This is a genomic window from Candidatus Dojkabacteria bacterium (assembly GCA_030583845.1).
Taxonomy (GTDB): Bacteria; Patescibacteriota; Dojkabacteria; order SC72; family JAHDCA01.
The window spans coordinates 30343-54386 of record CP129478.1 but is presented as its reverse complement, the minus strand read 5'-3'; the positions used below and the strand labels follow the sequence as shown (position 1 = coordinate 54386).

The following is a 24044-nucleotide window of genomic DNA, read 5'->3' as shown; positions in this document are numbered from 1 at the left end:
GACAGTTAGGCTATACCCGAAATTATACATACAGGCTTGCTAATTTCCCATCCGGAATTTATGGCTTTACGGTAGGCTGCGAGTGCGAGTGCTCCCTCCGCCGAGCTGTTTACTCCGTTTATCTTTAACATCTCGAGCGAGTTATTTATCTCTTCATCAGAGATAACCCAGCCGCTACCCTCTGATTCATTAATTACCCTGATTGCCTCATCTTTCCTATGACCAACCCTATCAACTATGCTGTCTGCAATTGAGCTCTCAGATGGCACAAAATTTCTATCAAAATGGCTAGCAATAAGATTTATCGAGCTAGATTGGCAAGCGTGTACTCTTACATTTGTCATAGACTTTGCCACTCCGACGAGTGTGGTCCCGCTCGATGTGGCCATAAAGATATCTGTGATATCTGGCAGCTGTTCTAGTAGCTCATATCCAAGACTCTTGAACCCTTCGACTGCATATGGATCTTGTGATCCGCGTAGTAGGACATATTCATGCTCCTTGGCGAAGCGGAATGAGTCGGAAAGCGCTCGCCTACTGAAGTGCAGAGTTATGTTCCCAATCAGCTGAGGCTCTTTGCTAGATATGTCAATCTCAGATCCGAGGTATTTTTCTAATCTTGCTTTCTTGCTCTCTGAAAGCTTTGGGGAAAGGAAAATATTCAGCTTGATATTCGGCAATTGCTTTACAATATTTGCAGCGCTGATTACAGAATTCCCAGAAGAGGATATAACGAAATCCTGCCTACCATCGGCAATGTGTGCTGAAAGCTGAAATGCAAGTGAGCGGTCTTTGTGTGAGCCTGTTGGGTTCTGGTCTTCTCGCTTAAGCCAGACAGCATGACCATCTATTTCAATCTGGGTTAGCTCTGTATTGCCGGCATTATTTTCAATCCTGGCAGCGATATCTACTATCGGGTTGTACTGTTCAGCATATTTCCAAATGGACATTGTCACCTTCATGCGTGATATAATGTAGAAATATTTTACATAAAAACGAAAAAGTTTAATATGGATAACACAAAAATTGTGTGCCCAGAGTGTGGCAACGAAATCGTATTAGAGGATAAGGAGTATTCAGTAGGTGAAATATTGGAGTGTTCTGTCTGTGGTACAGAGCTAGAAGTTGTATCTGTTGGCCAGGATGAGAACGGCACTAAGAAAGTTGAAGTCGAGATAATCGAAGAAGAGAAGTAATCCTTGATGCAGCAAAATTACGAGCTCGATTCTGAAAACGGTATTCTGTTTTTTCCTAGACTTAAAGAGCAGTTCGGCATTAACAACCTTGCTACCTATGATAATGGTAAGTGGGGAAACATGTCAGAGAAGCTTGCAAAGAACGAGGAAGAAAAACCACTAATAGCACAGAAGCGTACAAAGGTAGCAAACCTCGTCGGCACCGATGAATTTGTTGTAATGAAGTGCCCTCTCGAAGCAGGCTTTATTCACTTCGGCAAAGAGTCTCAGGCAGTTATAAGAAACAGTCAATCTCAGCAGGATGATATAGGCTTATACGAGCTGAACGTTAACGCCGTTCTCACATCGCTCACCGGACAAGGCGTGATGACTTCTCCTTCCGATTGCGCAATAATCGTAATTGCTCATCCTGACACAGATCACTTTGCGTATATCCATGTCGGCTCCAAGGAGGCTTTTGTTGGAATATATGAAGATGTTCTGGATCTGTTTTCTGTCCGGGCTTCGCTTGAGAATATGTCACGTGCGGAAGTATACATATTTCCTTATATCTGTCCCCAGCATTATGAATACGGGTTAGATTTTATAGAGAAGATGTCATCTAGCGTAGATTGGATCGAAGAGTATTGTGTGGAGGTAGAAGATAAAGAGAAGAAAGGATTTGATTTTGTCAGAAGGGTGAAGGACAGGATGAGGGATAAGTATGGGATCAGCAGTTTCTACGATACTGCTATCTGCACCTATGAATCGGCACAAAACGACAAGCTATACTCATATCGACTGACTAAAAGTGATGAAATTCGCTATCCGAGAGCTGCTTTCACAGTCGCAGTCGCACGGTCATCAAAGTAGCTTACTCAAAGACGATCTTCCCATCTTTAAAGTCAACTGTGACCTTCCCATCATCTGTCACATCCGAATTGAGAATCCTATTTGCCAAAGTGTTCTCAATTTCGCGTTGAATTACTCTTTTCATCGGTCGTGCACCAAATTCTGGCTCATATCCAACCTCGGCGAGATGCTCAATTACCGCATCGCTAAAATCCACCTCCAACCCCTGGCCGTGAAGGAGCTGCTTGGTCTCTTCAAGGAGCATCTTTACGATATTTACAAGTTGAGCTTTGTCGAGGCTCTTAAAGATAATTATATCGTCAAGTCTGTTTAGGAACTCCGGCCTAAACCTTGCTTGAAGCTCTTGCATGAGCTGCTCCTGCAATACCTCCCACTTTTTGTCTTCAGATTGCAGCTGCATGTACTTAATGATTTTCTCCGCACCGATATTGCTGGTTGCAATAATGATAGTATTTTTAAAATCTACGGTACGACCTTTTGAATCGGTCAGTCTTCCCTCATCGAGCACCTGCAACAATGTATTGAATATATCTGGATGGGCTTTCTCAATCTCATCGAGTAGGATTACTGAGTATGGCTTCCTACGGACAGCTTCTGTTAGCTGCCCTCCCTCTTCATATCCGACATAGCCTGGTGGCGAGCCGATCATTCTGGATACAGTATGCTTCTCCATATACTCGCTCATATCAAGTCTGATCATTGCCTCCTCGTCACCGAATATCTGCTTTGCAAGGCTCTTGGCTAGCAATGTCTTGCCCACACCGGTTGGTCCGAGGAAAATAAATGAAGCGATAGGCTTGTTTGGATCTTTAAGTCCTACTCTGGCCCTACGCACAGCTTCAGAGACTGCCTGCACTGCTTGCTCTTGTCCAACTACGCTTTGATGCAATGTCTCTTCTAATTTAAGTAGTCGCTCCTTCTCTTCTTTTTGCAGATCTGTTACCGGAATTCCGGTCATGTTGGCTACTAGCTCAGCAATATCCTTTGCTAGCAGTATTGGATTGCCAGTCCCACGAATTTTGAGCCACTGCTCTTCAGCCGGTGCCAGCACCTTCTTCTTTTTCTCGACCTCCATCTTCACCTTTGCGCTCTCTTCATGCTGCCCAGCACGGCTCAACGACTCCCGCTCTTTCTCCATCTGGTCTATCTCATCCCGTAGCTGGCGTAAATGATCTGGCTCTGTTGAGGTAAGAAGCTTTACTCGGCTTGCTGCCTCATCGATCAAGTCAATGGCTTTATCGGGCAAGAACCGATCTTTGATGTAGCGGTCAGATAGGTAGGCAGCTGCATCTATTGCTTCTTGATCGATTTTTACTTTATGGTGTGCCTCATATCGGTCACTCAGCCCGCGGAGAATTTCGATTGTTTGCTCAACTGTTGGCTCACCAACTAGTACAGGTTGAAACCTGCGCTCAAGTGCTGCATCTTTTTCAATATATTTTTTGTACTCATTTAAAGTTGTAGCACCGATTACCTGAAGTTCACCACGCGACAGCGCGGGCTTTAGCATATTTGAAAGATCCATCTGCCCTTCCTGCGCACCTGTCCCGACGATAGTGTGTAGCTCGTCGATAAACAGGATGATGCCTCGCCCGGATTTCTCAAGCTCGTCAATAATCTTCTTGGCTCTCTCCTCAAACTCGCCTCTAAATTTTGCACCTGCGACCAAGCTTGCAACATCGAGCTCTTTCACAACTTTATCTTTCAGCCCTTCAGGAACATTGCCTTTGCTGATTCTATAAGCAAGTCCTTCTGCGATTGCAGTTTTTCCTACTCCTGGCTCACCTATCAGTACAGGATTGTTCTTGCGTCTACGTGACAATATCTGCACGACTCGTGTAATCTCATCGCCACGGCCAATTACAGGATCAATTTTTCCTGTTTTAGCTAATTCGGTGAGGTCTCGAGAAAATTTATCCAAATTTGGTGTCTCAGATTTCTCTGCAGCATGGCTACCTTCCTTGTCCCCCTCACCCACAATCTTTAAGACTGCTTGCCTGGCCTTAACATGAGTGACACCAAAATTATTGAGAAGCTGTGCCGCTAGCCCTTCCCCCTCGGCGATCAATCCCAATAGGATGTGCTCGCCACCTATGTAGTTGTGGCCAAGCTCCATCGCTTCTTGAAATGCTAATTGGAGTGCCTGTTTAGCACGTGGAGAGAGGTTTGGAGTACTTATCTCCTCTTCACCTTTATTTATATACTCTTCAAGCTGCTCTTTCAGTAATTGCAAGTCGACGCCAAGCTCTTTTAATACCCTGGATACGACAGGATCATCTTGAATTACTCCAAGAAGTAGCTGCTCACTATCAATTGAGCGAAGGTTATTTTGCACGGCAATTGCCGCAGCATTTTGGATTGCGGTTGTTGCTCTTTCAGAAAAGTATTTAGTTATGTCTATCCTTTCAGACCTCCCAAACGGATCGTCTGAATAGCCGCTAGGACCGTAATTCATAGGAGCAATACTTTTAAATAACTATATCTACTAAAGTAGCACGAAACGATGTAGGAAAGCCATAGTTTGTGCTAACCTCTTGTCAGATATTCTATCACTGGGAATGGTGTGTTAGCAAGCGGTGGTGATGAGTGCTAAAGGTCGAGGTCTGCCAAGATCTTCTCCACAGCGTCCGTCCTGAAAGTGGATTCTAGGCCGGCAGTGTCAACAGTGAGACCTTTTTTAATTTCGGAATTAAACTTTTTAATCTCATTAAAAAGCCTTTCTGAAGTAAGCTCACCCTCTGGCAATATTTTCGCTATCCCGAACTGTACCAAGGTCTGTGCATTCTTCTCCTGCTCGTTGTGTGTCACAAATGGCAGCGGTATAAAGATTGATGGGATTTTTAAGACACCCATCTCATACACAAAGTTCGCCCCTGCCCTGCCGATATGCATATCAATGTTATCAAACAGGTAGCCGATCTGGTCTGCATCAATATACTTCACAGGGAAGAATCGTCTCTTTTTCTCATCTGTAAGCTTAGCCCTCTCTTTTAGCAGTAGGTCATAATCTTTATTTAGCTCATTTTGCCCAGTTTGGATAATTACCTGAAACTCTTCGACTATGTAGGGAACCATCTGGCGCACGGTGATATTGAGCTTATGTGATCCCTGGCCACCACCGGTAAATAACAAAATCGGCAGCTTTGACCTATCTTGCTGCATATCCCTAACCGCATCAACCACCTCTCCCTGACCATCGGTCATAAAAACCTTCTCGCGTACAGCATTGCCGACATGCAAGACCTTCTTCCTTGGAAAGTATTGCTCTGAAGATGGGAAGGAGGTGTAGATCCTTCTAGCGAACTTTGATGTTGTCTTATTGGTAAGACCCACGGCTGCAGTCTGTTCATGAATGTATACAGGTATCTTGTTCAGCCATGCAATAAAGCATACCGGAACTGTTACATAACCTCCTGTAGAGATCACAATGTCGGGCTTATACTCTTTAATTACCTTTCTTGCGTCGATCACACCGCCAAAAACGCCCAGAAGAAGCTTAATGCTATTCCATGAGAGGTAACGTTGAAGCTTTCCCGCCCTGATGGCTACAAATTTGATGTCTGAGTCTTTGAAAATCCGCTGCTCGAGGCTTGTGCCGTTCTTCTCACCCTCCATGCCCAATTTACCACCGACATAAAGTATCTGCTCAGTGGCATTGCTGTATCGACCCTTTAGCCCATCAATTATCGCAGTCGCAGCAGAGATATGGCCACCTGATCCACCACCTGTAATGAGGATTCTCTTTGTGAGAGTGCTAGAGGGGCGATTTGAATTAGATGATTGCATTGGACTTCTTCTCTACCGTAAATCTACTTATATTGAGAAGTATAGCAGATCCGATCAAAGCCACGATAGTTCCAGATCCACCATATGTCACAAATGGCAGTGGAATACCTGTAAGCGGAATTAAACCGACATTTGCGGCCATATTTAGCAAAGCCTGAAGTGTAAGCCAGACAGTTATACCAATCGCAAGCAATTTGCCTGTTCGATCTGGTGCGGCTTCGGCAATTTTGAACCCAGCCGCTAAAAACAGTATCCAGCTCAGGATTAGAAGAATCCCTCCAAGCATGCCCAACTCCTCTAATATCACTGCAAATATTGAATCAGTAAATGCTGTATTTTCGACAAGATAGGCAAAACGCTGCCTTGATTGCCCGAAGCCTTTACCCCAAAATCCTGCAGATCCAATTCCTATCAATATCTGCATAACTTGGTATCCAGTATCTGAGCTATCTTTCACCTCGCCAGTTAATAGAAGATGAAAATAGGTTTTAACCCTCTCAAGTCGATATGGAGCTAGAACCGCTGCAGCAGCAGCAAGAAGGACAAGCACACCACTTACAATACCCGATCCAACTATGTGAGCCGAATCGGTTCCTGAAACATAAAAAATTATAAAGGCTGTTGCGCAGATAATCATCGTAGTCCCAAGATCTGGTTCAAGCAGCACAAGCGCTAATACAGTACCAAGCAGCACTGCGAATCCGATAAGCTTCTGCCCAAAACCGTACCGGAATGCCTCGTTAAAGGATTTATACTGTTTGCGCTCTTTTGCCAGCCATCCGGCTAGAAAAAGTATGAAGACTGGTTTTAGCAGCTCTGCGGGTTGCACAACTAGCTGCTCAAATCCTATTTGCAACCACCTCTTGGAACCGTTCGCGTCGCCTGGTTGGAGCAAGACTGCTACAAGCATTACAATAACCACAATCAAAGCTGGAAAAGCAAGCTTCACGAATTTTCTATAGTCCCAGAAGTAGATTAATGATGCAGGGATCACCCCTATCAGTAGCCAGATCAGATGGAGTCGCAAGAAGTGAAACTGATCATTAAAAGGTGGATTGTTGGCGATGTAGATGCTCGAGTCAAAGATCATTATCGCACCGAAAGTTACCATAGCTATGGTGAAAGCCAGTATTGTCATATTTGGAGCATGTGGCTTTGATGCTTCGATCAGGCGTTTTTTTGGTTTTTTGCGTGCCATAGGTTTCATCTCAACTAGATTAGCACATTCCATACTAAAGTTCCCTATACAAACCATCCCCGGCTAACTGCTGGTGATTTACTTTACAAAATGAATTGATTAATATGACAGGTAGATACGTCTAACTACGTGTGGAGTATCTATCGCTACTAGGTAAATTCAGTGGGGATGCAAAGTGCCTGTCCGGGATAGCAGACCGAAAGATATGGGTTATCTAATCGTGGTAGGTGGTCACGAAGGAGCTGGCGCGTCCACTATCTCCAAGATGATGGCGCGAAACCTAGGTATGCATCTGTTCTCAGATGAGGTAATTCTTCGGGATATTGCAGCCCAAAATGGCTACTCCTCTTTTAATAAATTCCTCCTGTCGGACTACTACAATGAGCATTATGAGGAGCTATATTCGATGCTTGATGACAAGCTAATCCAAGCCAGCTCATGGCACAATCTGATTATTGAAAGTAGGTATTTCGCTGTCATCGCCCACAAGCTGAAAATCGCCTGTACCGTCAGGATCTGGCTTGAAGTAGACATCGATAAGCGCGCAAGGCGATACCTCCACCGCGTCCACAAACTAGACATTGGCAAAAAACTCTCTACTGAAAGCAAGATGTTCAAGGAGGTTGTCACATCGCTTGAAACAGATCTGCTCAAGGAGACCAAAAGAATTACGAAAAAATACCAGGTAGACTGCTCAGATCCTAGCAAGTACAACGACATAGTATTTAACTCGACTGCATATAACGCAGGCGATACTTTCAATAAACTTTTAACATTAATCTACGATGGAAAATACCTCTCCGATTAACCCAACCGTTACGAATACACCAAGTACCCCGTCTATGGGTACGCCTCCCAGCACAACTCTGCCAAACGCTCAGACACCCGCTGCCCCTGCTCCAGCCGCACAGGCTCCAGTACAGCCAGTTGCTCCAGCTGCAGATGGAGCCGTCACAGACGATCCACTTCTTACAGACAAGGTCATGCCAGAAGACCTAGATGCCCGATGGAGAAACTGGAAATGCTTACAATGTAACTATGTATATGAAGGGCAGAAGCCTCTAAACAGTTGCCCACGCTGCGGCAATGCAGACCCAGATCGGTTTACCGATACAAATTAGTCTCAATACTTAGGAAATGTGCCGAGGGCGGGAATCGAACCCGCACGCTATTGCTAGCACGGGATTTTAAGTCCCGCGTGTCTGCCTATTCCACCACCCCGGCTTAGCAGTTTCTCTTTATTAAATAAGGTCGTGGCGGGATTCGAACCCGCGCATCAGAGTTTTGCAGACTCTTGCCTTACCAGCTTGGCTACACGACCAGATGTTTAGGTTACAATTTTATTCACTGAGATCAGAGATCTCTTTACGTTCATAAAATTGTAACCTAAACATCCTTGTTCGCTATCTTTACCGCCACTACTCTGCTCACTGTGATCGTAGATCACTTAACGTTCACAAAAAGTTAAATAAAAGATGGTGCTCCACTATATACCATTCCTGAGTTAACTTCTCCCTCACCGAGATAGAGATCTCTTTACGTTCATAAAATTGTAACCTAAACATCCTTGTTCGCTTATCTTTACCGCCACTGCTCTGCTCACTGTGATCGTAGATCACTTAACGTTCATAAAATGTATTCTAAAAAATGGCATCGAATTTAATTTCAACGTTCACAAAAAGTTAAATAAAAAATGGTGCTCCACTATAATACCATCCCTGAGTGAGGTACTTTACTCTCCTCGTGAACTGGGTAAACAGTGGGTAAGTACAAATTTCGTGGCTGGCTATTCCAAGACTGCCTGAACCTCGAGAATTTCGAGGATAGTGTTATATCTTCGATTATGTACTGTACCTCCGCTAATAATAGCAACTTTATCTCCCATTTCCAAGTAACCGCGGCCATAAATAGCTGATACAGCATGCTTGGCGATTTCGTCTCTGTCGCTCTCCATATTTTCGACATAAATGCCAGTAACGCCACGGATCATCTGCTGTTGGCGGATGATTTTATGGTTGTTGCTGACGCACCAGATAGGGATGTTAAGTCTATGACGCGCAAGCGACTTCACGGTATTACCGGAATCGCTGAAAATTATAACTCCTTTAAGCGCTACTTCTTCCGTTATACCAAAAAGATGTTTGCATATAATATCTGAAATCTCGTAAGCGTCAGTTCGTCCTTCTACGATCTGTGGGCGGAGCACCTCTTCAGCTCTCTTGGCGATCCTAGCCATGTGCTTAACAGTCTCAACAGGGTTCTTGCCTGTAGAAGTCTCTGCAGAGAGCATTACTGCATCTGCACCATCCATCACGGCATTCGCTACATCGCTAGTCTCCGCGCGGGTCGGGCGAGTGCTTTCTCGCATTGACTCGAGCATCTGTGTTGCGACAATGACGATCTTCCCTTTCATCCTGCATTTCTGGATAAACTGCTTCTGGAGGATTGGCACCTCTTCTAAAGGCAGCTCTACGCCTAGATCGCCTCGTGCAACCATGATACCGTCGACTTTCTCTAAGATCTTGTCGAAATTTCTAACACCCTCGTAGTCTTCGATTTTAGCGATTAACTTAAGATCTGACTTACCCATCGCCTCTCGCACCAGTTTCACATCTTCCAAGTTGCGTACAAATGAAGCAGAGATGAAATCATAACCTAGTTTTACCGCATTTTTAATGTCTGTTTCATCTTTCTCGCTCAATGCTGGGAAGTTAAGATGGACGCCTGGCACATTGACGGTTTTGCGCTTCTTGAGCACCCCGCCGTGTATCACCTCGCAAACAACCTCTTTGCCCACGATGTCTTTGACCTTTAGCTCAATGTTGCCGTCGTCGATCAGGATTTTGGTGTTGCGTGTGACATCTTTCTCGAGGGTTGGGTATGTTACTTTGATGCTGTTGCGCTTCTTTGATTTGTTTTTCTCTGATAGCAAGATAATTTCATCGCCCGGCGCGATTACTCTATCTTTATCAAAGCCGGTTACACGAACCTTATGGCCCATGGTATCTAGCATCACTGCCACCTTGGGTGAAAGGCGTCTCAGCTGAGTGATTACACGCTCCTGCTCGTCAAAATCTGCAAAAGATGCGTTAACACGGGCAACTGTAAATCCGTAATTTATCATCTCTGTGAGAGTGTCATCGTCCCATGTGGAAGGCCCAATTGTGGCGATAATTTTGGTTTTTGGAAGCTCGTGCATTAAATTTGTTGATAGATCTTAATAATTATACTACACTAAATCTGTTCATAGCGTACTAATTTCACTGTCCCAGAATATGGAAGTACGGGCCATACTTTACAACATTATCATCAGCTTTTTAATATTTTACTTCTCTTTCTCGATTTACGACGCAATAACGCTACCTGAGGATATTTTCTATACGTTACTTTTCATGGTTCTGATGAGTTTACTGGTACTAGTGCATAAGAATATTCTAATTTTTCTGACGGTATCAAGGGTTTTTCTTACAATCTTCCTTACGATCTCTATTTTAGTTGGAGCAGGGCTCTACATACTAGACTATACAATGCCTGGATTGCATGTGAATAATATTGTACTCTCAGCTCAGAATCTCGAATTCATTACTATTCAAGACTTTACCCTCACGAAGGTCGGCACAATTATTCTAGTGTCGCTAACAACCGGTCTGGTCTACGCACTAGTTAATAGTGTATCGCGACTCGACAAATAAAATTGGTCGGGGTTATAATGTACCCGATTAATAAGCGAGTTAATCAATTTTTCATCTATGGAATGTATACTCGACTATTAATAATGAGTATGCACTGCATGTTTAAATTTTGTTTCAGATAGCATGAATGACCAAGTGTTGAACGTATTGATGGGAATTGAGATTGTCGTGGCAGTCCTTTTGGTAGTATCGATCCTTCTACAGAATCGAGCAGAGGGTTTAGGCCAGATGTTTGGAGGAGGTGGAGAGGTTTATAGAACTAAGCGAGGATTTGAAAAGCTACTGTACTACGCAACTATTATTCTCGCAGTACTACTTGCTACACTCTCTTTTATAATAGTAAAGTATACTCAATAAGAATAGTTAGTTGAGATTTCTTCTTAAAAGCGATGTCGCTATCAGCCTACAATTTCAGGGAATGGGTTTGGGGGTATCCTGATGGTTTTGCCAGATTCTTTTCGGCAACCAGGCCGGTAGGTTATATTGTCGTAAGCCTCGCGCTGGCAGTAGCTACTTTTGGCTATCTTGCCAGACTTCAACCATCGGGTCTATTGGCGATCGATAACGGATCTTCAACTCTTTATCGAGAGGCTGCTGTAGGGCAAGTCGTGACACTAAATCCGATCTATATCAACCAGAATCAGATTGATAGAGATATCCACCAACTTGTTTATGAGAAACTTCTATATATTGCGCCAAACGGTGAGGCGCAGCCTGCTATTGCTGAGTCTTGGGAGTTTGAAGAAGATGGGAAGCAGCTACGAATAAAGATTAGTGATAAGTACTATTGGCATGATGGAGAGAAGGTGACAGTTGACGATGTGCTTTTTACTATACAGAAGGCGATGGAGCTCTCCGGTAGCAGCAGATTTGATACATTTGGCAATGCTCTTGTCGGTGTAACAGTAAGCAAGGTTGACGATCGAACAATGATTGTAACGCTTGATACATACTCAAGCACCTTGCTTGAGACCTTATCTTTCTATGTCGTGCCTAAGCACCTGCTGGAAGGATTGGACGAAGAGGAGTTTTTCACATATGGATTGCGAGTCCCTCCAGTCGGCTCAGGGATGTACTCCATCATAGAGCTACATCCGGATAGGATTGACCTAAGGTTAAATACTCAATTCCCATTCGATGGTAAGAAGCCATCAATAGAGACAATTGAGTATTCCCTGTTTGATACCGCAGAGGATATCCAGGTTGTTTATATGAATCGTCAGGTCGATGGTATAAATGGGCTTGAAGAAGGTCAATACCAATTTGTAAATGAGTATAAGCCCTCTATTTACAGCATGCAGCTGAAGAACCATAAGAAGCTTCTCTATTTCAATATGAATAAGGAGAAGACTAAGCAGCTGGAGTTGAGGAAAGCAATTTCATACTCAATTGATAAGGATCGGTTGCTTGAGCAGGCTGGAATCAAGGGTTCCGCCTCATTCTCACCAGTGATGTCTGATTCATGGGCACTCAATAGCAAGGATGTGTATTATAAATTCAACCTGGAATCTGCAGTCAAATCTATCGAGGCAGCCGGATATACCAAAGCTGAAGGTGAAGAGTATTACAAGGATAAGGATGGCAATATCATGACTCTAACCATTACATATCATGACGAGCCGAAGAATAATGAGCTTATCAAAGAGCTAGCAGAAATGCTCAAAGAGGTAGGTATCCAGCTTGATACTCGCGCCGTGGATTATGGGAGGCTTGTTAATGAGGTGCTAGCTACGCGCGATTTTGAGATGCTGCTGCTCGAGGTAGAGACAAATATTGATCCAGACCAGTACAACCTTTGGCACTCTACTAAGAAGCAGTACCCCGACCTGAATGTATCGGGCTATGAGTATAGCCGCGTCGACGTCCTGCTTGAGAGAGCACGTGTAAGCCAGGATCGTGAAGCCAGGACAACAGACTACCAGCTATTCCAGAAGTACCTTAGTCAGGATGTCCCAGCGATAGTCCTATTTGAGCCCGAGTACCATATCATAATGAACGACTATGTGAAGAATGTAAGCTTGGAGGGGTTTATATATCCTCACGAGCGGTTTAGGGATATCCAGAACTGGGAGATTGATAGATAATCCGACCACTTGGGTCGTGATTGACACAAAAGTGGCTCTTAAGGTGTCATAAACTCATTCGTGCAGACTAGACAAGATTTACTGATCTGAAGTGGTCGCATTACTCGCTACTCTTATCGTTGCCCAATGACTCGGAGGTCAATGTAATCTTTATGTTTCTATCTTCAGCTGTTGAATCTTTTGATTCTTTCTTCTCATTCTTACTGGACTTATCCTTCTTCACAGGCTTCTCAGATGGTTTTTCCTGCTTCTTTTTCTGATCCTTCTCGGCTTTTGTACCCTTCTTTGGGTCGGGATCATATGCCTGATACTCTTTGAGGAACTCATCTTTTGACAGCTCTAGCTCAGCTTTCTTTAATTTCTCGGATAGTGATTCTTTCTTCTCTGGTTTATCAGGAGCAGCCTCCGCTTTCTTCTCCTTCTTATCTTTGCCTTTTACCTCTTTGTCTAAGTCGATTTCAAGATGCTTTTCTTTATCCTGCTTCACAGGCTCATCGCCTTTTTTATCCTCTTTCTTCGAGTCTGCATCTTTCTTGCCCAGCTTATTAGCGATAGAAGGCTTCTCTTCAGCTTTAGGAGCTGGCTCGTTCTTCTTGCCTGATTGCCCTTTCGATGCGAACGCCTCTTTCAGCATCTTTTCCGCTGATTTATCCTTGCCCCTTGCAAATACCGCCACAAGTATCATGCCGGTAATTACTCCAAAAAGCACAAAAGCACCGAGGAAAGCACCAGACTGTGGGTTGTTCTTTATGTCGCTGGCAAGACCTCTCACACTTAGATCAGAAAAAGCAAAGTCAGACAGCGTAAACCTAACGTCTTGTGGTGTATCAACATTCTCGACTGGATCTGATGTGCCATCATCGATCTGGAATGTTTTTGGCTCGGAATAGTTACTCGCAAAGCCTCCCTTTTTGACATAAGCAACAACTGTGTAAATTCCTGGTGTAAATTCACCTTCAAACGTGTGAACCCACACACCATCATCTCCTACCAGGGCCTCACCGCGCTCCGTAAGCTTCCCCCCGCTAATAAATAGCTGGATCTCTGCTAGCGCTACAGCCTCTCCTGAGACGCGTATCCGGCCATCTACAATCTCTGGAGCCTTTAGCTCTGTTGGCCTTGGTGTAATAATAAGAATGTCTTCTACAGTTTGCTCAGATCCTGATTTATCAGTGAATCTAAACTTTAAGATATGCTCGCCGATGCCAAGCGATGGCAATGTGTACGGATTATTTATTGTGATCTCGCTCTGGCTATCGATCGTAAGATGCACACCCTGACCTGATGGATCTGTGAAGGTTATAGAGAAGTTTGGGTTCTCGGTTTCCTCTGGTAGGGTTAGTAAAAGCTCTTGTTCAAGCTTCTCTCGTGGGTCAGTTGCTACCTCGGGCTGTGCTTCGCCTTCTGCATAAGCATGTGACCCAAGCAGAGCCAAAAATGCAAACACAGCAAGCAATACAGTCATAAATTTCATAGGAATTTGCGAGCTATTCATCTATCTGTTCACGTAATTTTAGCAGTGTAAAGTCAAAAATTTTGCTCAATACAATCTAATATTTCTCATCTAAAATTGCAATCGAGAGTCTTCTCTATCTTAACATCATTCCTCGTTGCTTGCCTCAAGCTGTACAGCAAGTTCTTCATTAAATAGCTGGCCCAAAAGTGAGACATTTCCCTTAGAAATTACACCATCTTGGATGGTCAACGGAATAACCTCTACTGCTATAAGCTCTCCGTCATAGTAGATACTTTTTAAAATCGCTCCGTGAAGCTCCTTCTGGATTAAGTCGGGCATGAGAAGATTCCCCAATGAGTATGCGATTAGCTTTTCCTTATACACTTCAAATGGCCCGACATATGTTGGATTCACCCCAACTACGATATCTGCCCCATTATCTATTGCCAGATGTGCATATGACCTTTGGAGCTGAGATGCTTCCTGCTGCATTGCTCCTCCCCAATGAAATTGCACAATAATAAGGTCGGGATCGGCGAGCGAGGCCTCCTTAAGCGAGTTTGCCAAATTACTGCCATCTCCAAGCATGAAGTCTGGAGATGCGCTTCCTGGTACCCTGCTTCTTGCGTAATATGATGTAGGCCAATTCATGTTAAAACCTAGAACCGCCACCTTATGTCCGCCCTGCTCAACTATCAATGGTGTTAATGCTTCTGAGGCGTTAGCACCTCCACCAAAGTAGCTGATTTCTCTTCCGGTAAGGCTTTCAAGGTAATCAGAGAAACTTTCATGACCAAAGTCCAGAATGTGGTTTCCTGTTACACCCAGTGCGTCGACCCCAAGCTCAGTATAACGGTCGATAAGATCGGTTTCGCCACAAACATATAAAGATCCAGCGAGATAGTTACAACTATCAAAATATGCAGCATCCTCATGGGCTACTAGTATGTCGGCACTATTTAGTTCGGCCAGTAGCTCCGGTTGTACACTCACACTATTTTGTGCAAGTGATGAAGATCCTACGGTGTAGGCTGTTAAGATACCCTCTTTATTGAACTCGGCATGCCCGAGTATGGCTTCAGCCGTTTCCGTTAGCTCTTCATTGCTAACTTGCTCAGGGATAGCATTATAAATTGAATAGCTGTCTACGAGTGGATATTCATCAATATCAAAATTCGAATCAAGTGGGCTATTCCCATCGATTGGGATGACGACCATAGATGGAGATAGCTCACTGAAAGGAAGTAATCCGTATGAATTGTCACTGATCAGCTCTTCTTTCACATCTATGTCAGTGGAATATTGCTGGCCGGAGATACTTTCGAACCTAGACTTTACAAATAGATTGCTCTCATCACTCCAGATCAATGGCTCACTGTTCAATCCTTGGTTTGCGATAGACTCGCCTAGCTGATTCTCGGTTACACTGCTGGCAGGATTGCCATGAGAAGTAGTGAGTACATAAAGCTTGCTCCACAAAGTCTCAAACCTGCTGTCGACATTTAAGTTTCGCACAATCGAGATGTCGCACTCGGATACATCGGCTGAAATTAGAAGCTCTACCTCGCCTACCTTTTGGCCTATAATCGCAACAAGTGCCTCCTCGAGCTCTGTACTTATATAGTTACTAAGACATAGTCTTGTTACTTCTTCTGAGCTACTTACATTCTTTGGAGCCGGATTCTTATCCTCAACTGGGTTATAAAGTAATTTAATGCTTACAGCCAAAATTACAAATGCAATCAACCCAATCGAAAATAGAAAACCGATATACTTTACTCTCTGCTTTTTTCTTAGGGAAATAATATCTAGCTCCATTGGACAGCCTGATTAGTTATGCATACTCTTCACCACTGTATCCCTCTACGATCTTGTCTGTAAAAAGTACACCTTGTAGATGGTCATACTCGTGTTGTATCACCCGCGCATTCCATCCGGTGAAAGTCTTCCTCTGCTTCTGCCCCTCCCTATCGTAATATGACACGCGTATTCTCTTATGCCTTCTTACTCCACCGATCACATCAGGAATGCTAAGGCAGCTCTCAATCTTTATATCTTGCGCCTCGCCAAGGTATTCAACTTGGGGGTTGATAAAAATATCGTAAGTCTCAGTGTTGCTATTGTAAGCATAGAAGACCTGCTTTGGCACACCAACCTGCACTGCAGAAATGCCTGCAGCCATCCATCCTTCCCTCATAGGCTCGGAATGCATCGCAACAAAAAGCTGCTCTAAAAAATCCTCGAACTCAGCCGTGCCAACTTCTGCTAGATCTACAGGCTTCGATGGCTCTCTAAGCTGCTTCTCATTTTGGCCTATATGTAGCACTGGAAACCTGAGGTACTTGAGCTGTTTTTTATTCTCATCTTTTTTCAAATCGCGGTCGGGTTGTTGAAATAGTTCGTGGAATTATAACCTTTTTATACCTTGATGTAACGCAACTGGCTCTATAATCTAGAGTGCTTAAAGCGGCACGTCGCACTGTTGTGTGCATGATGTATCCCTCAGTGTGCTTTTCTCAATTGAACAATCCCAAGCGATCCGTGTCACTTCTGCTAGCTCACAATCGCTACACCTTATACTTTCCGACCTATCACATGCGCAGCTCCCACCCCAGAGCCCTTTGTTTGAGATCTCAGCAATATGCTCAGCCTCTTTGAAGCTCAGATCATACTCGTAAGAATTATCATATGTATATTCGGTTGCAGCTCCTTCTGCGATCAGCATCTCATTTATAAATAGCTCGTCGTTCCATATATAAAGGAGAAGCCGGTCATATCGGTCCCGCTCTCCCTGTGTCTCATCAAATTGAATTGCAACCTGAGATCCTACTGGCAGTAGTGACTCGAGATATTGCTTAGATTCGTTGGCGTAGCACTCTTCCGGCGAGAGCTCTGGTGCATTAATACCAATTAGTCTGACGCTTACGGGCTCTCCCTGGTAAATAATTTCGATAGTGTCACCATCAATTACCCGTGTAACCTCGTGGAGTGTCGTATCGGTTGCAGCTTGCTCTTTGTTATTGGCTCCATCATCAGTTGGCCTAGATTCGTAATAAGCGATAACAGCAAATAATATAACCAACATGATCAATGACGCGAGGTTAAATTTTCTCTGCTTGAGGAGCTTATTAATTGCCCTCTCTGTTTCTTTTAAATAACGATTTTGCATAGACTATTTTCCAGTGTACGACACTATAGAAGGATTAAGAGTGATCGTAAAAATGCCGCTACTATTTCTTCTTCTCAGGCATACTTGTGATATGAAGCCTAGCAAGTAGCTTAATGACAACAAAAACAGATAGCGCGATGATAAGAAAATCAAGAAGCTGCGATATGAAGTGGCCATACATTATTATGGGTACACCTGCTGCCTGTGCTGCCTCGAGCGATTCAAAGGTCTGGTTAGAAAGTGGGATATACCACTCTTCAAATGTAGTACCGCCAGTTAGATATGAAATCGGCGGCATGATTATGTCATTGACCAGTGAATTCACGACACCGTTAAAAGCCACACCCACTGTGAGACCTATTGCTATATCGACCACATTTCCACGCATGATGAAATCTTTGAATTCATTGCCAACGCCTTTTACCCGTGCTTTTTTGCTTGGTTTCGGATTTTCGGTTGCCATATAATTATTAAACTCCATATTAACTAGCTAAATATACACTTAGGAAAGGCTTATGGGTAGAGTTAAAGCGATTTCATAATCTTGCGAATGTGCTACTTAGAAGGTATTATAGTAATGAATATACTGTTTATTACAGCGCTAAATTTTCACACTTATATATTTTATGGGAAGGTATAAAGTTTTAATAGGTGGGGCAATCGCTATTATAGTAACTATATTGCTAGTCGTGCTTTATCAGGATAAGAGCGACTCAATTACTAAGTTTGGAGGCAGCTCTGTTGGAGAGAGCCTTATAGTAATGTATATGGTCGGAAGTGATCTTGAGGATGACACAAATCCAAGAGATGGAGTCGGTGATGAATCTAATGATCCAGGAGGGTATGCAACTCAAGATCTGAATGAGCTTGTCAAAGGATTGAAGAAGAATCGCTCAAACAATGTAGATGTCTTGATCGGTTTTGGTGGCGCTAGGACTCCAGGATGGCAAGGAATTAAGTATATGGATACTGATTGTTTGATGGAGGATTCGAACAATGATGTATATGGCGACGCCGATTGTTATGAGAAGCGTGAGGCCAAAGTGAATATGTCTGAGCAGAAAACATATGAAGCATTCTTGAGCTATGCAAACTCTCGGAAAGCCGGCTATGACAGAGTGTATCTAGTGAATTGGGATCACGGTGGTGACTATTTAGGGTTTGGTGCAGATACAAACTTTGATGGTGATATTCTTGAGCTTGATGAGATTAAGTCAGCACTTACCGACTCGAACAGCTCCTACGACATGATCGGATTTGATGCATGCTTGATGGCCAGCATCGAGGTTGCGAACTCAGTTGAGGGTGCTACACCCTATCTCTTGGCCTCTGAGGAGGTAGAGCCAGGTCATGGATGGCAGTATACAGAGGTTGTGGAGGTTATGGCTAATAGTAATGATGTCGTAGAGGTCGGTAAAGGTATGGTGGACTCGTTTGTTGATTCTCGAAGCCATAAAGCTACTAGCGGTAAAACATTATCATTAGTTGACATTAGTCTGCTTCAAAATTTGAAGAGCGAGATAGACTTAGCAATCTCGGAGGGTGAGAATTCGTACCAGAATTTCTTGGAGGCTGTTGATAACTCTCAGCCTTACGGTATGTTAGTGACAGAATTTTCAGCATATGCGATAGATCTGCGCGGACTAGTACAAAGTGCAGATGAGGGAAGCAGTCAGGATCTCAGCGCTCTTGCGAATGCGATTGACGACTATGTTATCTACTCGAAAGATGACGGCACAAGACCAGGCTCCTCTGGTGTTTCAATCTACAGTGTTGAAAATTTCAAGATGTGGGATAGTGGCACATACAGTGAAGAGGTAGCTGCGACCGATGCTTGGTATGAAGCTGTAGATCAATTATTTACTGATGTCAGAAATGACACAGAAAGACCACAGATCTCAGATGTCGGGAAGTGCCAAGATGGTGAAGAGCATGAGTTCTGCGCCACGATCACCGATAATGTAGGTGTAATGACTGCAGCGCTTGCAAATGGGTATATGCTCGACGCGGATAATTTCTTGGTATATCGCTCAGAGCTGCTCGATAACTACTCTTCTACTGGCTATTACGCCAACCAGAATGTGACCAATGTATTCGGACTTTGCAATCCGGGCTTAGGCGGCTGCGCACAAAGCTTGTCCCTTGCCTTAAATCAGATGAAGGTAGGTGATGGCAATCGTTACATCTCACCAGCGATAGTTAATGGAAACAAGGCTGTGATATTCTTGCAATTTGATGACGACGGAGATGTGCAAGATCAGTGGTATATTACCTACACAACTTCAGGCTCAAAGATCTTCCCTTCAAAGGTGCAGATGGAGCTAGTATCAGGAGATGTAGTTCAGGGATACTACCGAGTGATAAGCAGGAACAGCGGGCAGATGTCTCTTGTGGAGGGCAGCGAGACTATGACCTTGGCCAATGATTTTGGTTGGACTGAGAACGCATATCAGGCTGATCCATCAAAGATAACACTATTCATATTCGCGGTTGACTATAAAGAAAATCATTCCGTCGTGGTTTACTAAGTAGATCGCATATGCAGGTCGCTGAAAGCTGACTTGCTTAGTCACCTAGCCTGTTGATAGCTTCTACCAGGTCCATACCGTTAACAACACCGTCGTTGTTCGGGTCGTTGTATTGCTGCTGACCATATCGACTCAATAGGTTGGTGACATCCCACATAAAGAGCTCACCAGTGTCAAGCGTAAGCCTAGTTGAATTAAGCTCGTAGCCCTCAGAGTTGGTTGCACTCTTACCAACAAGGTAGAAGTTACTTGGGTCGACCACCTCATTTGTATTTAGACCTTGGTTATCGATAAAGGTTGGGTATGATAGCGTGCCGTTGCCCCATGGACCAGGTGCGGTCGCTAGCACTTGCATCTCTGACCAGTTGACCAGATCCCTAGAGACTCTTACTCCAACCTGCCAGTTCTGATTCTCGACGGCAGATTCTTCTGTACCTATGTATAGGTCAGTACCGCTTATTTTGGCCGCGTTGAAGAAGATAATTGCATCGCTTGTGGAATTGGGAAGGCTTACACAATCTGCATTGCCGCCACCAACGGTATAGAACTGCTCCATGTTATCTTTATCAAATCCTTCAGGAAGCGATGTCGTAGAGAAGCTGCCCTGATAGTAGTTCTGCCATGCTTCTGGATCGTTGAACTGACTAATTGCCACCCTTGAGGCTGATAAACACTTTCTCTGTCCTGATTGAAGGTTGTTGTCGTTTAGGTAGTATGCATAAATATAATCATCGTCGACAAAGAGAGTTGGGTGGTAAAAGCCAGAGCTTCTGCGATTGCGATTTTCGTCGATATATCCATTCGGAGGCCAAACTATTGGACCAATGTCGATAAACTGAGCCCCGTTCACTTCGCCAGCACTATTAATAGGTGCATATCCGATAGAGACAAAGCTACTAAATGATTCCCAGCAGTGTTGGTATACATTATTCACATACCCGGATGCGCAATCTTCTGCAAGGACATGTGTCAGGATTCTGCCTTGGTAGAGGTACTCGCCTGCACGTAAATTCTGATGCTCATTATGCTTTATTGTAATTAAATATTTCTGCCCGTTTACGTCGATTGTGTCCAGTCCAGTAATTCCATTATAGGTAAATCTCCAATCATCATTTCCTAGCTGATCTGGTGGCAGGTAATTTATCCCACCATTAGAGCTAATGCTACTATTTACAAGGGCTTTGGTGGTCAGAAAGCAATCACTGTAAGGAACTAGCACGTTGGAGGTCAAGAAGTTCATAGGTGAAATATTGCACAAGAAGCTGTTTGAGCTCGACATGGCGTGGATCTGATTTCCTTCTATTGTGCGGATCATTGGGCTTAGCTCGGGTGAATATGGGAATGACGCAATTTGAAGAGTATGCGTACTATCCCCCTGCTCTGTGACAAATTGTGCGTAAGTACTCTTTGCTCCAACTAGTAGAAGCAGCTGAATCAGAACCAGTGTGAATACCAATTTTTTGACCATACTCAAATATACTGAAAAAAGATTGCAGATGAAAGAGTTAGATATTTCTGGAAATTTCTAAACATTTCTTGTTTAATAAATTATGAAAAGCATCCTGATTGGGGTAATTATAATGCTTGTGGTCATGCTCTCTCTCGGCTTCGCGATATCAAGAGTTAGCCTACACGACAATGACGACAGCCAGCAAGACAGCAGTGAACAGGTTGAAACTGAGCAGATACCCTATTACGGTTTTGCCGGATATACTCCAACCAATTTTCCAGATTCAACCGCCGAAGAGGCTAGACAGTTCTACAGAGATATCGACCAGTATGCAGAGATATATGGTGTGCACACTGACTGGGAGGAAACCAGTATAGTTGATGCAACGATCCAGAATAGCGATCTGGATCTGGTAGTAGTTTTAGGTTTCCAAGATCCAGCCCAGTGGGAGAATGATCAAGATGAGTATATTGCAAAGGCGTTGCAGCTACTCGAAAAATATCCCGAGATTAAGTATTTCGGCATTGGCAATGAGACAAACCTGTTCAAGTATCAGTATCCTGACGTCGGCGACAGTTTTTATGAGTACTATAAAGAGATATATACAGAGCTAAAGACAGCCTATCCTGATGTGATTTTTTTTACGGTGTTTCAGTACGAGGCCTTCTTGGGTAATAGCTACCTCTCAGGTAAAATAGATGTATATGAAGAAGATTGGTATCTGCTGCAAGAGCTTGATGGATATATGGATCTCGCAGTATTTACTAGCTATCCATCTTTTGATTATCCGACTCCAGATCAGATCCCGGACGATTACTATTCGCGCATCTCGGAGCACTCACATCTCCCTGTTGCCTTCAGCGAGATTGGCTGGCCTTCCCAATCACAATTTGAAGGTGCTTTCGAGACGTTGAACGGCACTGGCTATGAAGGTAGCGAGGAAGAGCAGCTGCATTTTCTAAATCGGTTTAACTTCCTAGTAGCTAGCAGTAGGCTCCATTTCGCAAACTGGCTCTTCCTAAATGATCCGGTAGATTGGGAGAATGGTGCTACACTCCAGATGCCGCTAGCTAACTCTACAGGGATGAGAACATATAAAGGCCAGTCAAAGGCTGTTTTTGAAAGGTGGGTGGAGATAACAGAGTAGCAATGCACTGTTATCTTGTGCATCACTACCCTGTTTGGCTTCTAGCTATTTTTTACCCTTGTGCTTCTTACCATTTGATACGACAGTGTACACTACTCCCGCTGTTACCATCACAGCAGCAAGAGCTACTACTGGGCGAAGGTTCCGTCCAGTGTTTGAGAGCACCTCTGCTCTGGTCGATGTCCCCAAGGTTGCTGGTGTACCTCCAGTATTTGTGTTTGTCGTAGCCCCAGGCTCAATCGAAGGATCTATAGGGTCCGAAGTTGGATCTGGCTCTGGTATTGGGTCTGGCTCAGGTGGCTCAACAGTTGTAACGGTAAGCACAACTTCTGTTTCGGGTTGATTGGATGTCTTTGGGTTTGCTGGGATTTCAAACTGACCACCATCACAGGTTGGTTTGATATCGATACCTGTCTCGATTGTTTTCACTCGCCACTTATAATGCCCATCAGTAAGATCTTTGAAATCATGACTCTGCTTGAGCGGTGTGTTTGGCTGGGCGTCAATGTTCTTATAAATGTATTGATCTAGAATTGTTTGGAAGTCATCATTGCTTATCTCAAACAGTACGTCGATTTCGTTTCCCTCTTCGTCCTTCACATCGGCCTCCACATACAGATCGAACTTACCATCACCTTTCTCGACTGGCTTGTGTGCGACGGCTAATATGACTGGAGCGGAGTTCTTATGTTCTACAGTAATGCGCACACCATGGCCAGGCTCCGTCTGCAGTGAGATCATATCATTTGGCACTAACGTACCCCACTTCTGAGATTTCATAAATTCTCTCGCAGTTAGTTTCACTTTCGACTCATATGACTTGGAGAATATTTCGTCGTTGACATCAGGTGTGGTGAATCGAACAACTGGGTTGAGAGGGTTCTGACCTGGTGCAGAACTGTCTGGCATGCCTGGATAGCCGTTAAAATGAGTCTTTTCAAGCGTTACCTTGATTTTCTCGCTCAAATTTTCTGTGTTTACCGCATCTGCTATCTCGAGCTCAGTCATGTAAAACTTTTCATGCAATTTTGTTGGTGAGCCTATGATTTTTGCTTGTAGGAAATACTCGCCCAAGGATACATTTTCTAGTGTTATATCTGTCTCCTCAGGAACACAGATCTGTTTTGTATACGCCTTAAGTATTACTCCTCCCTTATCGCCACCTACTACGGTAGATGCGTTTGTCGGAAATCCTGCTTTCGTTACAATATAGCCGAAGCCTGCAATCACAACTAGAATAGAGATAATAGCTGCTACTGTTTGTCCTCTTCTCCCCATTAGAGTAACGTTAAAATTTATTTGACTCGCCGAGGCTCGGATAGAGTATCGGATCAAGACCGTCATAAGTTGGGTATGTCATATTGGTGCTCAATATATAGGTATGTAAATCAATATTCGACATGACTATATATCGACGCTATATGTCGCTAACCTGTCTGTACCCTTTTACATAATACACACAAAATCATCGGCGGGTAAAGATGTG

The 24044-nt window shown here is 43.9% G+C and carries 21 protein-coding genes and 2 tRNA genes; 9 read left to right on the top strand and 14 right to left on the bottom strand.

The features are described 5' to 3' along the window. Positions 1-5: 5 nt before the first annotated feature. Positions 6-950 (bottom strand): PLP-dependent lyase/thiolase, encoded by a 945-nt coding sequence (locus tag QY318_00280; GenBank protein WKZ31196.1) that lies wholly within the window; start codon positions 948-950, stop codon positions 6-8. A gap of 60 nt (positions 951-1010) precedes the next feature. Here QY318_00280 and QY318_00275 point away from each other — a divergent pair, with 60 nt between their 5' ends. Together QY318_00275 and QY318_00270 are read left to right on the top strand one after the other, a co-directional pair. Then, complete coding sequence (locus QY318_00275; GenBank protein ID WKZ31195.1) at positions 1011-1196, top strand: lysine biosynthesis protein LysW; 186 nt, start codon at positions 1011-1013, stop codon at positions 1194-1196. Positions 1197-1202: 6 nt separating this feature from the next. After that, positions 1203-2048: a laccase domain-containing protein gene (locus QY318_00270; GenBank protein ID WKZ31194.1), complete on the top strand. Its 846-nt coding sequence runs from the start codon at positions 1203-1205 to the stop codon at positions 2046-2048. A 1-nt stretch (position 2049) separates the two neighbouring features. Here the strand turns inward: QY318_00270 and QY318_00265 are convergent, their stop codons facing one another. The 3 genes from QY318_00265 to QY318_00255 all read right to left on the bottom strand — a co-directional run bounded on the left by QY318_00265 (position 2050) and on the right by QY318_00255 (position 7032). After that, positions 2050-4503 carry an ATP-dependent Clp protease ATP-binding subunit gene (locus QY318_00265; protein WKZ31193.1) on the bottom strand — a complete coding sequence of 818 codons (2454 nt, stop codon included), beginning with the start codon at positions 4501-4503 and terminating at the stop codon, positions 2050-2052. Between the two features lie 134 nt (positions 4504-4637). Then, positions 4638-5834 carry a UDP-N-acetylglucosamine--N-acetylmuramyl-(pentapeptide) pyrophosphoryl-undecaprenol N-acetylglucosamine transferase gene (locus QY318_00260; protein WKZ31192.1) on the bottom strand — a complete coding sequence of 399 codons (1197 nt, stop codon included), beginning with the start codon at positions 5832-5834 and terminating at the stop codon, positions 4638-4640. After that, entirely contained in the window at positions 5821-7032 is a 1212-nt protein-coding gene (locus tag QY318_00255; protein ID WKZ31191.1) for a putative peptidoglycan glycosyltransferase FtsW, read from the bottom strand. The genes QY318_00260 and QY318_00255 overlap by 14 nt, the downstream gene beginning before the upstream one ends. A gap of 205 nt (positions 7033-7237) precedes the next feature. Here QY318_00255 and QY318_00250 point away from each other — a divergent pair, with 205 nt between their 5' ends. Both QY318_00250 and QY318_00245 read left to right on the top strand, forming a co-directional pair. After that, positions 7238-7840: an AAA family ATPase gene (locus QY318_00250; protein WKZ31190.1), complete on the top strand. Its 603-nt coding sequence runs from the start codon at positions 7238-7240 to the stop codon at positions 7838-7840. Next, a complete protein-coding gene (locus QY318_00245; GenBank protein ID WKZ31189.1) occupies positions 7818-8153 on the top strand; it encodes a hypothetical protein in 336 nt (111 codons plus the stop codon). The genes QY318_00250 and QY318_00245 overlap by 23 nt, the downstream gene beginning before the upstream one ends. Before the next feature lie 19 nt (positions 8154-8172). Here QY318_00245 and QY318_00240 read toward each other — a convergent pair. The 3 genes from QY318_00240 to pyk all read right to left on the bottom strand — a co-directional run bounded on the left by QY318_00240 (position 8173) and on the right by pyk (position 10231). Continuing rightward, positions 8173-8256, bottom strand: a tRNA-Leu gene (locus tag QY318_00240). A 24-nt stretch (positions 8257-8280) separates the two neighbouring features. Then, a tRNA-Cys gene (locus QY318_00235) sits at positions 8281-8353 on the bottom strand. 465 nt (positions 8354-8818) lie between these two features. Next, on the bottom strand, positions 8819-10231 hold the full coding sequence (gene pyk / locus QY318_00230; GenBank protein WKZ31188.1) for a pyruvate kinase: 1413 nt from the start codon (positions 10229-10231) through the stop codon (positions 8819-8821). Positions 10232-10307: 76 nt separating this feature from the next. Between pyk and QY318_00225 the strand changes: the two genes are divergently transcribed. The 3 genes from QY318_00225 (at position 10308) to QY318_00215 (ending at position 12808) form a co-directional block, all read left to right on the top strand. Next, positions 10308-10724, top strand: coding sequence for a hypothetical protein (locus tag QY318_00225; protein ID WKZ31187.1), 417 nt, complete (start codon positions 10308-10310; stop codon positions 10722-10724). 123 nt (positions 10725-10847) lie between these two features. Beyond that, positions 10848-11081, top strand: coding sequence for a preprotein translocase subunit SecG (gene secG, locus QY318_00220; protein ID WKZ31186.1), 234 nt, complete (start codon positions 10848-10850; stop codon positions 11079-11081). A gap of 32 nt (positions 11082-11113) precedes the next feature. Next, positions 11114-12808: an ABC transporter substrate-binding protein gene (locus tag QY318_00215; GenBank protein ID WKZ31185.1), complete on the top strand. Its 1695-nt coding sequence runs from the start codon at positions 11114-11116 to the stop codon at positions 12806-12808. 100 nt (positions 12809-12908) lie between these two features. Here QY318_00215 and QY318_00210 read toward each other — a convergent pair whose 3' ends face one another. From QY318_00210 to mscL, 5 genes are all read right to left on the bottom strand, one after another. Next, positions 12909-14303: a hypothetical protein gene (locus QY318_00210; GenBank protein WKZ31184.1), complete on the bottom strand. Its 1395-nt coding sequence runs from the start codon at positions 14301-14303 to the stop codon at positions 12909-12911. 105 nt (positions 14304-14408) lie between these two features. Next, positions 14409-16082, bottom strand: coding sequence for a CapA family protein (locus tag QY318_00205; protein ID WKZ31183.1), 1674 nt, complete (start codon positions 16080-16082; stop codon positions 14409-14411). A 16-nt stretch (positions 16083-16098) separates the two neighbouring features. Continuing rightward, positions 16099-16638 (bottom strand): peptide deformylase, encoded by a 540-nt coding sequence (locus tag QY318_00200; GenBank protein WKZ31182.1) that lies wholly within the window; start codon positions 16636-16638, stop codon positions 16099-16101. Between the two features lie 87 nt (positions 16639-16725). Beyond that, the gene (locus tag QY318_00195; protein WKZ31181.1) at positions 16726-17349 is read right to left on the bottom strand and encodes a thermonuclease family protein; all 624 of its coding nucleotides are present in this window, start codon (positions 17347-17349) and stop codon (positions 16726-16728) included. Between the two features lie 145 nt (positions 17350-17494). Continuing rightward, complete coding sequence (gene mscL / locus QY318_00190) at positions 17495-17896, bottom strand: large conductance mechanosensitive channel protein MscL (protein WKZ31180.1); 402 nt, start codon at positions 17894-17896, stop codon at positions 17495-17497. 163 nt (positions 17897-18059) lie between these two features. On the opposite strand from mscL, the gene QY318_00185 reads away from it, so the two are divergent. Continuing rightward, entirely contained in the window at positions 18060-19961 is a 1902-nt protein-coding gene (locus QY318_00185) for a clostripain-related cysteine peptidase (protein WKZ31179.1), read from the top strand. 37 nt (positions 19962-19998) lie between these two features. Here the strand turns inward: QY318_00185 and QY318_00180 are convergent, their stop codons facing one another. Beyond that, entirely contained in the window at positions 19999-21429 is a 1431-nt protein-coding gene (locus QY318_00180; protein WKZ31178.1) for a hypothetical protein, read from the bottom strand. An 82-nt stretch (positions 21430-21511) separates the two neighbouring features. Here QY318_00180 and QY318_00175 point away from each other — a divergent pair, with 82 nt between their 5' ends. Next, entirely contained in the window at positions 21512-22558 is a 1047-nt protein-coding gene (locus tag QY318_00175; GenBank protein ID WKZ31177.1) for a hypothetical protein, read from the top strand. Positions 22559-22603: 45 nt separating this feature from the next. Here the strand turns inward: QY318_00175 and QY318_00170 are convergent, their stop codons facing one another. Beyond that, positions 22604-23836 carry a hypothetical protein gene (locus tag QY318_00170; protein ID WKZ31176.1) on the bottom strand — a complete coding sequence of 411 codons (1233 nt, stop codon included), beginning with the start codon at positions 23834-23836 and terminating at the stop codon, positions 22604-22606. Between the last annotated feature and the right edge of the window lie 208 nt (positions 23837-24044).